Source organism: Benzoatithermus flavus (assembly GCF_037908215.1).
GTDB lineage: Bacteria > Pseudomonadota > Alphaproteobacteria > Geminicoccales > Geminicoccaceae > Benzoatithermus > Benzoatithermus flavus.
Map to the genome: position 1 here is coordinate 53,384 of NZ_JBBLZC010000023.1, position 10,919 is coordinate 64,302.

Here is a 10,919-nt window from a genome sequence, read left to right on the forward strand (position 1 = left end):
TCCAAATCTGGCTGCGGCGGGTCAGCCCTTGACGGCCGGCCCGTCGTTCTTGGCCACAGGCTCGGTGGCCGCTCTCTGCTCCAGGGCCGGCGCCTTCGATGCCGCCGCGTTCCCGTCCTCGTCCTTCATGCCCGCCTTGAAGTTCCGAACGCCCTTGGCGAGGTCGCCCATGACGGTGGGCAGCTTGCCAGCGCCGAAGATGATCAGGACGATCAGGAGGATGAGAACCACCTGCCAGAAGCCGACGCTCATCAGCAGCTCCTTCGCGGATAGGGGGCGGCCGTCGATCTTGGACCAGCCGTGGCGCTGGGCAAGCTTGTGGCGCAAAAAATCCACAAGGGCAACGCCGCCGGTCTCAGTCGGCCGCCGGGTAGACGAAGAGGTGGCGCGGATCGAGGACGATCTCCACCTCCTCGCCGACCGCGGCCTCGATCTGGCCCGCCTGGCGCACCTTGACGCTGCTGCCGTCCGGCAGGCGCAGGCGCAAGAGGTGCACCGGGCCCAGATCACGGCGGGTCAGAACCTGGGCGCGCAGGCCCGAGCCCAGGCCCACGGCCTGGACGCGGAGCGCCTCCGGGCGGACGATCGCTTCGACGGCCGAGCCTTCGGGAAGCCCGTCACCGGGAGCGATGCCCACCGGAGTCACGACCCTGCCGTCCACCACGTGGCCGCGGAAGCGGTTTACCGGGCCAAAGAAGCCCGCGACGAACGGGTTGGCCGGCTTGGTGTAGAGCTCCGACGGCGTCCCGCTCTGGACGATCCGGCCGAGCTGCATGGCGTGGATGCGATCCCCCACCCGGATCGCCTCCTCGGCGTCGTGGGTGACGAGGAGGGTGGGTGTGCCGGCCTCGCGCAGGAGTGACAGGGTCTCGTCGCGCACCTGGGCGCGGAGCGAGGTGTCGAGCGCCGAGAACGCCTCGTCGAGCAGCATGAGCTCCGGCTCCGGCGCCAGCGCCCGGGCCAGCGCCACGCGCTGCTGCTCGCCCCCCGAGAGCGTGTGCGGGTAGGCCCTGGCGTAAGGGATCATGTTGACCGCGGCCAGGAGCTCCATGACCCGCGCCTCGCGCCGGCGCCGGTCCATGCCGGCAAGCCCGAACGCCACGTTCTCGGCCACGCGCAGATGGGGAAAGAGGGCGAAGTCCTGGAACATCAGGCCCACCCGGCGGCGCTCGGGCGGCAGCGACCGGCCGGGCTCGGCGAGGATGCGGCCGTTCAGCGCAATGCGGCCGGTCTGCAGCGGCTCGAGACCCGCGATCAGGCGCAGGGTCGTGGTCTTGCCGCAGCCCGAGGGGCCGACGAGGCAGTGGACCTCGCCCGGGCCGATCGCGAGCGCCACGTGGTCGACCACGCGCCGGTCGCCGAAGCTGTGCGACAGGTTCTCGACCTGAAGGCCTCCGGCGGCCTCGCGGATGGGGACGGCGGCGCTCAAGCTGTTCCCGGAATGCTGGATCCGATGCGGGCGCACTTTCTAGCCGCCGCGCGCCGGATTGAAAAGAGAGGCGCCTTCGAGTTCGTCGAGCCGCGGCAGGTCGTCGAGGGAGGCGAGCGCGAAATGGTCGAGGAAGGCCTGTGTGGTGACCCAGGTGACGGGCCGGCCCGGTGCCTCGCGGCGGCCCTTGGGCGTCACCCAGCCGGCCTCGACCAGGATGTCGAGCGTCCCCTGCCCCACCGCCACGCCGCGCAGCGCCTCGATCTCGGCCCTGGTCACGGGCTGGTGATAAGCGATGATCGCGAGTGTTTCGAGAGCGGCGCGGCTGAGTTTCTTGGGTTGCACCCGGCTGCGCTTCAGATACGGCGCCACCTCGGGGGCGGTGCGGAACGCCCAGGCCCGCTCCTGCCGCTCGAGCCGGACGCCGCGCGCCGCATAGTCGCGCTGCAGCTCGTCGAGCAGATCGGCGACGTGGACCTCGCCGCCGAGATGGTCCTGAAGCTCGGCCTCGCCCAAAGGCTCCTCGGCCGCGAACAGAAGGGCTTCCAGAATCTGCTTGGGCGAAGGCTGGTCCATCGGGAACATCTCGAAGATCGCGGCTCAGGACGACCGGCGGCGGATCATGATCGGGCCGAAGGGAGCGGTCTGCTGCAGCTCGATCTGCCCCTGCTTCGCGAGCTCGAGGCTCGCGATCAGGCCGGAGGCGATGGCCGAGCGGCGCAGCAAGGGCTCGCCCAGATCCTCGGGCAGGAAGGTCCTGAGCTCGCGCCAGTCGTGGCCGGTGAGGAGCTGCGAGAGCCGCTGCAACGCCGCCTCGACCGAGACCAGGCGACGGGCCGGCATGGTCATGCGCAAAGGCTTGCCGCGCCGCATCACCTGGCCATAGGCCACGAACAGCTCGCCCAGGCCCGCCCGCCACAGCGGGGTGACGGTGACCTCGACCGGCTCGGGCAGGCCGCGCGCGAAGCGGGCGACGCCGAGCTGCGGGCGCGCCTGCAGCATCTCGGCCGCGAGCCGGAGCGCTTCCAGCCGGCGCAGCCGGTCGGTGAGATCCTCGGCCGCCGCCTCGGCGTCCTCCATCTCGCGCTCGGCCGGTGGCAGGAGAAGCTGCGACTTGAGATAGGCGAGCCAGGCCGCCATCACGAGATACTCGGCCGCGATCTGGAGCTGTCGCGCCTGCACGCGCCGGAGATAGGCCAGGAACTGCTCGGCAAGCGCCAGGATCGAGATCCTCGCGAGATCGACCTTCTGCGCCCGAGCGAGTTCGAGCAGGAGATCGAGCGGACCCTCGAACCCGTCGAGGTCGACGACGAAGGTACTCGGATCCGCAGCCGGGTCGCTCACGAGCCCCAGCCCGTGATCAGAAGGACGGCGCTGTCCACGACCTGCACGAAGGGCAGGAGAACGGCAGCCAGCGGGTTGAAGTCGTAGCCGAGCTGACGCGCGATCATGGGCACCAGGAAGGCGGCGGCGATGACGATCAGAAGGCCGTACCGCTCGAGCTCGGCGAAGCGCCAGGCGAGCGACCGCGGCAGGAGGCCGGTGAGCACGCGCCCGCCGTCCAGAGGCGGGATCGGCAGCATGTTGAAGCAGGCGAGCACGACGTTGGCGGTGATGACGTTCTTGAGGTTTTCCCACAGCCAGAGCGTGAAACGGTTCGCGTGCACCTGCCCCAGGGGCTGCAGGAGCAGGCCCGCCGCGATCGCGAGCAGGAGGTTGATGCCGGGACCGGCGAGCGCCACCCAGATCATGTCGCGCTTGGGATGGCGCAGACGATGGAAGGCGACGGGCACGGGCTTGGCCCAGCCGAAGAGAAACGGCGCCCCCAGGAGGAGCAGGATGCCCGGCAGCACGAGGGTGCCGAACGGATCGACGTGACGGATCGGGTTGAAGCTCACGCGCCCGAGACGGCGGGCGGTGTCGTCGCCGAGCCTGTCGGCCATCCAGCCGTGCGCCGCCTCGTGCAGCGTGATCGCCGTGACGATCGGCAGGAACCAGACGGAGAGGGCCTGCCCGAGCTGGGCGAGATCGTTCATGCGACGGGTCCGGCGAGAAGGGAAAGGAGCCGGGCTTCCGCCGCCTCGGCGTCGAAAGGCTCAACCGGCGTCGCGGCGAGCGCCGTCATGATGCCGTCGAGCCGTGCTTGCAGCGATGGTGCGAGCGGGGGCACGGCCTGGAGTACCGCCCGTGTGTCCTCGAGCCGGCCCGGACAGTAGAGGGCGAGGTCGCAGCCCGCTTCCAGCGCCGCCAGCGCGCGCGCCGCGGGCTCGCCCGAGAGGGCCTGCATGGCGAGGTCGTCGCTCAGAAGGATGCCCTGGATGCCGAGCTCGCCGCGGACGATCTCGGCGATGAGCCTGCGCGAGGTCGTGGCCGGATGCTCGGGGTCGAGCGCGGTGAAGACGAGGTGCGCGGTCATGGCGAAGGGGGCATGGCGCAGCGCCCGGAAAGGAACGAAATCGGCCTCGCGCAGCACCGCCCCGGCTTCGTGCACGACCGGCAGCGCGAAATGGCTGTCGACCCTGGCCCGTCCGTGGCCGGGCACGTGCTTGACGACGGGCGCCACACCGCCCGCGGTGAGCCCGGTCGCGAACGCGGCGGCGAGCTCGGCGACGAGCGCCGGGTCGCTGCCGAACGAGCGGTCGCCGATGGCCTCGGTCATGCCGGGTGTCGCGACGTCGAGCACGGGCGCGCAGTCGACGTCGATGCCGACCTCGCGCAGATCGTGCGCGATCAGCCGGCCGAGCAGGCGGGCGGCCTCGCAGCCGGCCGCCCGATCGGCCAGAGCCAGCCGGCCGATGGCACCCGCCGACGGCAGGGCGCGCCAGTGCGGCGGGCGCAGACGCATGACCCGTCCGCCCTCCTGGTCGATCAGGATCGGGAGGCGGCGCGCACCGGCGAGCGCGCGCAGCTCGTCGGTGAGCGCTTTGAGCTGGGCGCGGTCGGCACAGTTGCGCTGGAACAGGATGACGCCCGCGGGCGGCAGAGCCTGCAGGAGCTCGCGCTCGGCGCAGCTCAGGCTGGTGCCCGCGATGCCGATGACGGCAGCGCGGGGCGCGAAGGCGGCGCTCATGCGGATCTCACTGCGGCATCGGCCCGATGATGAAGCACTGGCCGCCGCTCTCGCGGATGCCGCTGCAGGCGTTGGCCGCCGCCTCGCGCGAGGTGAACGGACCGGCCTGCAGGCGGAAGAGCGGGCCCGTCGAGGTCTCGACCCGCTCGACCCTGGGGCTGAGATTGGCCAGCACCCTGGGATAGCGCTGCTTGAGCTGCGCCCAGGCCTGGGTGAGCCCGGCCTCGCTGCGCACGGCGGTGAGCTGCAGCCGGTAGAGCTCCCCGCCGGCCCGCGCCGGCGGGACGACCGGCTGCGGCCGGATCGAGGCCGGGGCCGCGGGCTCGATCCGGGCCTGGCGCTGCGGCACTGCGGCTTCTGGCTGCGGGGCCGGGCGCGGCGGAGCGGCGACGCTCGCCGGTGGACGCAGCGGAGCGGTGGCCGGCTCGCGGGCGGCGATCTGTGCCGGGGGCGCCGGCTTGGGCTGCGGCACGGGCTTCTCCGCCGTGGTGACCGGCGGCTCGGCCGGAGCAGCCACCATGGCTTCCGGCGGTGCCGCGGGCGGGGATGCCGGGGCGTCCGGCTGCGCGGGCGCAGGCGCGGCGGCAGCCGCCGCGGAGGGCGTCTTCGCGTCGTCGGTGGCCGGTGCCGCGTCGTCTTCGGGCAGCGTCGCCTCGAGCGCCATGGGTGTTTCGGGCGGTAGCAGGCGCTCGACCCGCGGCGGCTCGGCCTTCGGCCGCAGCACGCTGACGATGCTCGAGCTCACGTTCGCGACCTCGAGGCCGCCGCGCTCGGCGGGCGCCCGGCGGTAGGGACCGGCTTCGGCACGGATCAGCGGCGGCTCGCCGCTCGTGCCGCCCATGCCATTGAACCAGGCATAGCCGACGACGCCGCCGAACACGGTGAACACGAGGGCACCCAGCACCAAGGTGAGCCAGCCGCGAGTCTGGCGAGGCTCCTGGTAGGGCTCCATGACGCCCTTGGCATCCAGCACCAGCGTACACTCCGGATTGGCGCAGGCTCGGCGAGGCCGCCGGCCGTCACGCTCAGTGCAACTCCTCGACCGGGCGCACCCCCATGAGTCCGAGGCCGGTCGCGATCACGCTGCGCACGGCCGCGAGCATGGCGAGCCGGGCGCGGGTGAGCTCCGGCTGGTCGGCGAGCAGGAAGCGCAGCTTCGGCTCCTCCTTGCCGCGCGTCCAGAGCCCGTGGAAGGCGCCGGCGAGATCGTGGAGGTAGAAGGCGATGCGGTGCGGCTCGAAATGGAGCGCGGCACCCTCCAGCACGCGCGGGAACGAGGCCATCTCCCGCACGAGCAAGAGTTCCGCCGGATCGCGCAGGAGCGAGAGGTCGGCCCCGGCGGGATCGGCGAGATGGCCGAGGCCTTCCTCCGCCGCGTTGCGGAACACCGAGCAGATCCGCGCATGCGCGTACTGCACGTAGAACACCGGGTTGTCCTTCGACTGCTCGGTGACCCTGGCGAGATCGAAGTCGAGCGGCGCGTCGTTCTTGCGGGTCAGCATGATGAACCGCACCACGTCGCGGCCGACCTCGTCGACCACGTCGCGGAGCGTGACGATGCGACCGGCGCGCTTGCTCATCTTGAGCGGCCGGCCCTCGTCGAGCAGGTTGACGAGTTGGCACAGACGCACGTCGAGCGTGGCCCGTCCTTGCGAGAGCGCCTTCACCGCCGCCTGCATCCGCTTGACGTAGCCGCCGTGATCCGCTCCCCAGACGTCGACCATGAGGTCGAAGCCGCGACGGAACTTGTCGAGATGGTAGGCGAGATCGGCGGCGAAGTAGGTCCAGGCCCCGTTCGAGCGCTTGAGCGGCCGGTCGATCTCGTCGCCGTAGGCCGTGGCCCTGAACAGGAGCTGCGGCGCCGGCTCCCAGTCCTCGACCGGCTTGCCGCCCTTGGGGGGCGGCAGCGTGCCGGTATAGAGCAGGCCCTGGCTCTCCAGGAACGCGAGTGCCTCGTCGATCCGGCCCTCCTCGATCAGCGCGCGCTCGGAGGTGAAGACGTCGTGATGCACGCCGAGCGCGTCGAGATCGTCCCTGATCCTGGCCATCATGGCGTCGACGGCGATGCGCGCGAACGCCTCGAGCCATTCCGGCTCGGGCACCCGGAGCCAGCGGTCGCCGTCCCGCTCGGCGATGCCCTGCGCCACCGGGATCAGGTACTCGCCGGGGTAGAGCCCTGTGGGGATCGGGCCGATCGCCTCGCCCAGCGCCTCGCGGTAGCGCAGGTGCAAGGAGCGGGCGAGCGTCTCGATCTGCGCCCCGCCGTCGTTGATGTAGTACTCGCGCGTCACGCGGTAGCCGGCATGGGCCAGCACGTTGGCGAGCGCGTCGCCGAACACGGTGCCGCGGCCGTGGCCGACATGGAGCGGCCCGGTCGGGTTGGCCGAGCAGTATTCGACGTTGATCTTTTGGCCCTCGCCGAGATCGCTGCGGCCATAGGCCGGCCCCTCCTCGAGCACGGTCAGGATCTGGCGCTGCCAGAAGGCGGGGGTGAGCGTCAGGTTGACGAAGCCCGGCGCTGCCGTGCCGAGGCGGGCGATGCCGGGGGCGCCTTCCAGCGCTGCAGCGAGCCGGGTGGCGAGGTCGAGCGGCTTCTTGCCGGCAGCCTTGGCGAGTACCAGGGCGGCGTTGGTCGCGGCCTCGCCGTGGGCGGGGTCGCGCGGCGGCTCGACCGCCACGCGGGAGAGGTCGAGCTCGGGCGGCAGCTCGCCCGCCGCCTGCAGGCGGCCGACGGCGTCGAGGACGAGGTCGAGCAGCTCGCGGAACGGGTTCATGGCCGCTCCCGGTTGAGCTTGAACAGGCGGTCGTGCTCGTCGAGCGCGTAGCGATCGGTCATGCCGGCAATATAATCCCGTACGGTCTCGGCGGTGGCGCGCGACTGCGGCGGTCCGGCCCGCTCGCGCCACCCGTTCGGCAGGCACTCCGGTGCGGCCATGAAGGCTTCCACGAGCTCGCGCACCACCCGCCGCGCTTTCAGCGACATGCGGTTGACCTTGTAATGGCGGTAGACGCGCTCGCGCAAGAACTCGCGCAACGCCGCGAGCCCGTCGGCGACCACGGGCGAGAAGGCGACGACGGGCCTGCCGTGGGCGCGCACCGCATCGGGGCTCTCGGGTGCCAGCGCCTGGAGCCGGCGCTGCGCCTCGCCAATGAGGTCGCGCACCATGAGATCGATGAGGCGGCGGATGGTCTCGTGGGTGCGCCGGTTGGCGTCGAGCCCCGGATGGAGCCGGTCGACCTCGGCGAGCGCCGCGCCGACGAGGGGAACGTCACGGAGCTCTTCCAGGCTCATGAAGCCCGCGCGCAGGCCGTCGTCGAGATCGTGGTTGCAGTAAGCCACGTCGTCGGCGATGGCGGCGATCTGCGCCTCGAGCGGCGGCTGCTGGTCGAAGGCGAGGTCCCTGCACAGAGGATGCTCGGCCACGGGGCGAGGCGGCGGACTCGTCAGCGGGCCGTTGTGCTTGACGAGGCCCTCCAGCGTCTCGGCGGTGAGGTTGAGGCCGTCGAAGGCGGCGTAGCGGCGCTCGAGGCGCGTGACGATGCGGAAGGTCTGGAGGTTGTGGTCGAAGCCGCCGAAGGCCGCGAGCGCCTCGTCGAGCGCCGCCTCGCCGGCGTGGCCGAAGGCGCTGTGGCCGAGATCGTGGGCGAGCGCGATCGCCTCGGCCAGGTCCTCGTCGACCCGGAGCACGCGGGCGAGAGCCCGCGCGATCTGCGCCACCTCGAGCGAGTGGGTGAGGCGCGTGCGGTAGTGGTCGCCCTCGAAGTTGACGAACACCTGCGTCTTGTACTCGAGCCGGCGGAACGGAATCGAGTGCACGATGCGGTCGCGGTCGCGCTGGTAGGCGCTGCGCAGGCCGCTCTCGGGCTCGGGCCAGGCACGGCCACGGCTCGTGTCGGCCCGGCAGGCGTAAGGGGCAAGACGCATCCTCGATCGGGCCCCGTCCTTCATGGGCGGCAGCCGCGGGCCCGCCGCCGCACCGGTTTGACAATAGATGCCCGCCTCTTAAATAGAAAGCTGTGATAAATCCGTCGTTTCCCCAGGATCGCAGCATGGCCGAGACCAACGCCCGCCCAGCGCCTCTTTCGATCAGCGACAGCGCCGCAAAGCGCATCGCCGCCCTGATCGCGGCGGAGAACCGGCCCGGCACCAAGCTGCGGGTGAGCGTCTCGGGTGGCGGCTGCGCCGGCTTCCAGTATCGCTTCAGCCTCGACGACAAGAGCGAGGCCGACGACGTCGTGATCGAGCGCGACGGTGCCACGGTCGCGGTCGACGGCATGTCCTTGATGTACGTGCTGGGCGCGGAGCTCGACTTCGTCGAGGATCTCACGGGCTCCTATTTCCGGGTCAAGAACCCGAACGCCACCTCGTCCTGCGGCTGCGGCACCTCGTTCGCGATCTAGCGCCGTCCGTCCGGGAACCTTTCGCGGGGCTCCGCATCCTTCGGATATGAGCGCAGCCCTGCCCCGCCCCATCGACCCGCCCGGCGCCACCGCGCCCGATGCCGAGCTCGTGGCGCGTGCCCGTCGCGGCGATCATTTCGCCTTCGAGCTGATCATGCGGCGCCACAACCGGCGCCTGTTCCGCCTCGCCCGCAGCCTCGTGCCGGACGATCCCGAGGCCGAGGACGTGCTGCAGGAGGCCTATGTGCGCGCCTTCGCCCGTCTCGGCGAGCTCGCGGACGGCCAGGCGCTCGCGGCCTGGCTCGCCCGGATCGTCGCCAACGAGGCGCTCGGGCGTCTCAGGCTGGCGGCGCACGTCGTCCCGCTCGAGGCGCGCCGCAGGCGCAGCGATCACGACGAGGAGGACGGCGGCACCGACAACGATCCCGCCTCGGACGAGCCCGGACCCGAGCGGCTCGCCGCGAGCGGCGAGCTGCGCCGCCTGCTGGAGGCGGCCGTGGACGCGCTGCCCGAGGAGTTCCGCGCCGTGTTCGTCCTGCGCGAGGTCGAAGGCCTCAGCACCGCCGAGACCGCGGCAGCGCTCGCGATCCGCCCCGAGACGGTGAAGACCCGCCTGCATCGCGCCCGCCGGCTGCTGCAAGAAGCCCTGGGCGATCGCCTGCTGGGCCTTTCGCCCTGCCTCTTCGAGTTCGACGGCGGCCGCTGCGATCGCGTCACGGCTCGGGTCCTGGCACGCCTCGGGCAGGAGCCGCCCGCAGCCGTTCCGTCCCGGCCTGCCGGGCCGGCAGTGTCCGCGTCTTCCCGCCAGCGCTGGCTCGGCCGGCTCCTGGCCTGTCTCGAGCGATGGAGAGGAAAACGATGAACCGTCCGCTCTTGGCTGCGACCTGTCTCGTGCTCGCCCTCGGCGGTGTCGCCTGCACGCAAGGCGAGGCGGGCACCGCCACCACGGCCGCCGGCAAGGCGGTGACCTCGCCGCCCGGCGACGGCTACCGCAAGGTGAGCGAGCTCACGAAGCTGCCGGACTTCATCCCGAACCTCGGCACGCTCTACGTCCAGCCCCGGACCCTGCCGGCCGGCCCGTTTCTCGCCTACGATCGCAGCGGCCGGCTGGTGAGCACCATCTACATGGTGCCGCTCGACGATCTCGAGGCGCAGAAGAAGTTCTCCGATCTCGCCGTCGGCGACGATCCCACGGTGCGCAGCGTGGATCTCTACTACAATGCCGGCCATCCCGGCGTGGAGAAGCCGCATTACCACATCGTGCTCTGGCACGTGCCGAAGGACACGGCGCAGCTACAATAGCCGTGCGGCTGGCGCGGCGCAGGTTTCTGGAGCTGGGCGGGCTCGTGCTCGCCGCCCCGGCCTTTCGTCCGGCCGCCAACGCCGCCGGACGGGTGGTCGAGATCCGGATGCGCAGCGACCCCGAAGGAGCGCATGTCGGCTTCGATCCGATCGGCGTGCACGTCAGGCCCGGCACCACGCTGCGCTGGGTGGTCGAGGCCAACGTGCACACGACGACGGCCTACCATCCCCGGAACGGCGGCCATCCCCTGCGCATCCCGGAAGAAGCCGAGCCCTGGGATTCCGGCTATCTGGTCGAGCCCGGCCAAGCGTTCGAGACCGTGCTCACCGTCGAGGGCGTGTACGATTATTACTGCACGCCGCACGAGGCCGCCGGCATGGTGGGCCGCATCATCGTCGGCCGGCCGGGCGGGCCGGGCCTGCGGCCGCCGGACGAGACCATCCCGCCCGCGGCGCGCGCTGCGTTCCCGAGCGTCGTGCGGATCCTCGAGGAGGGAATCGTCCGGGCGAAAGGTCTCGGTCCTTAGCGGGCGCGACGCGCATCAGACACTTCCATGTCGTTCACACGCGATCGCATGTCGCGTCGAGACGGTAGATCGGTCGGAACACCTCGTCAGAAGGCCCGGCCGATGACCGCCTCGGACCCGCTGCTGCAGCCTTTGCGGCTCAAGCATCTCACCCTCAAGAACCGGGTGATGAGCACCGCCCACGCCCCGG

Annotated in this window: 13 protein-coding genes; 4 read left to right on the plus strand and 9 right to left on the minus strand. The window is 71.5% G+C overall.

Features of this window, described 5'->3' with window-relative positions; all coding sequences use genetic code 11:
* Positions 1-21 precede the first annotated feature (21 nt).
* The 9 genes from tatA to U1T56_RS19105 all read right to left on the minus strand — a co-directional run bounded on the left by tatA (position 22) and on the right by U1T56_RS19105 (position 8,424).
* Positions 22-252 (minus strand): twin-arginine translocase TatA/TatE family subunit, encoded by a 231-nt coding sequence (tatA, locus tag U1T56_RS19065; protein ID WP_418161085.1) that lies wholly within the window; start codon positions 250-252, stop codon positions 22-24.
* A gap of 103 nt (positions 253-355) precedes the next feature.
* A complete protein-coding gene (locus U1T56_RS19070; RefSeq protein ID WP_418161086.1) occupies positions 356-1,429 on the minus strand; it encodes an ABC transporter ATP-binding protein in 1,074 nt (357 codons plus the stop codon).
* Between the two features lie 39 nt (positions 1,430-1,468).
* On the minus strand, positions 1,469-2,005 hold the full coding sequence (scpB, locus tag U1T56_RS19075) for an SMC-Scp complex subunit ScpB (RefSeq protein ID WP_418161087.1): 537 nt from the start codon (positions 2,003-2,005) through the stop codon (positions 1,469-1,471).
* A 24-nt stretch (positions 2,006-2,029) separates the two neighbouring features.
* The gene (locus U1T56_RS19080) at positions 2,030-2,773 is read right to left on the minus strand and encodes a segregation and condensation protein A (RefSeq protein ID WP_418161088.1); all 744 of its coding nucleotides are present in this window, start codon (positions 2,771-2,773) and stop codon (positions 2,030-2,032) included.
* Positions 2,770-3,465, minus strand: coding sequence for a site-2 protease family protein (locus tag U1T56_RS19085; RefSeq protein WP_418161089.1), 696 nt, complete (start codon positions 3,463-3,465; stop codon positions 2,770-2,772). The genes U1T56_RS19080 and U1T56_RS19085 overlap by 4 nt, the downstream gene beginning before the upstream one ends.
* Positions 3,462-4,499, minus strand: a complete 1,038-nt coding sequence (gene nagZ / locus U1T56_RS19090; protein WP_418161090.1) for a beta-N-acetylhexosaminidase — start codon at positions 4,497-4,499, stop codon at positions 3,462-3,464. Before nagZ ends, U1T56_RS19085 begins: the two co-directional genes overlap by 4 nt.
* Positions 4,500-4,506: 7 nt before the next feature.
* Positions 4,507-5,472, minus strand: a complete 966-nt coding sequence (locus U1T56_RS19095) for an SPOR domain-containing protein (RefSeq protein ID WP_418161091.1) — start codon at positions 5,470-5,472, stop codon at positions 4,507-4,509.
* Between the two features lie 52 nt (positions 5,473-5,524).
* A complete protein-coding gene (argS, locus tag U1T56_RS19100) occupies positions 5,525-7,273 on the minus strand; it encodes an arginine--tRNA ligase (RefSeq protein ID WP_418161092.1) in 1,749 nt (582 codons plus the stop codon).
* A complete protein-coding gene (locus U1T56_RS19105; protein ID WP_418161093.1) occupies positions 7,270-8,424 on the minus strand; it encodes a deoxyguanosinetriphosphate triphosphohydrolase in 1,155 nt (384 codons plus the stop codon). Before U1T56_RS19105 ends, argS begins: the two co-directional genes overlap by 4 nt.
* Positions 8,425-8,549: 125 nt before the next feature.
* Between U1T56_RS19105 and erpA the strand changes: the two genes are divergently transcribed.
* The 4 genes from erpA to U1T56_RS19125 are packed head-to-tail and all read left to right on the plus strand — an operon-like array spanning position 8,550 to position 10,729.
* Positions 8,550-8,900, plus strand: a complete 351-nt coding sequence (gene erpA, locus U1T56_RS19110; RefSeq protein WP_418161094.1) for an iron-sulfur cluster insertion protein ErpA — start codon at positions 8,550-8,552, stop codon at positions 8,898-8,900.
* A 46-nt stretch (positions 8,901-8,946) separates the two neighbouring features.
* On the plus strand, positions 8,947-9,762 hold the full coding sequence (locus U1T56_RS19115; protein WP_418161095.1) for an RNA polymerase sigma factor: 816 nt from the start codon (positions 8,947-8,949) through the stop codon (positions 9,760-9,762).
* Positions 9,759-10,202, plus strand: a complete 444-nt coding sequence (locus tag U1T56_RS19120) for a hypothetical protein (protein ID WP_418161096.1) — start codon at positions 9,759-9,761, stop codon at positions 10,200-10,202. Before U1T56_RS19115 ends, U1T56_RS19120 begins: the two co-directional genes overlap by 4 nt.
* Positions 10,203-10,204: 2 nt before the next feature.
* A complete protein-coding gene (locus tag U1T56_RS19125) occupies positions 10,205-10,729 on the plus strand; it encodes a plastocyanin/azurin family copper-binding protein (RefSeq protein ID WP_418161097.1) in 525 nt (174 codons plus the stop codon).
* Positions 10,730-10,919 lie beyond the last annotated feature (190 nt).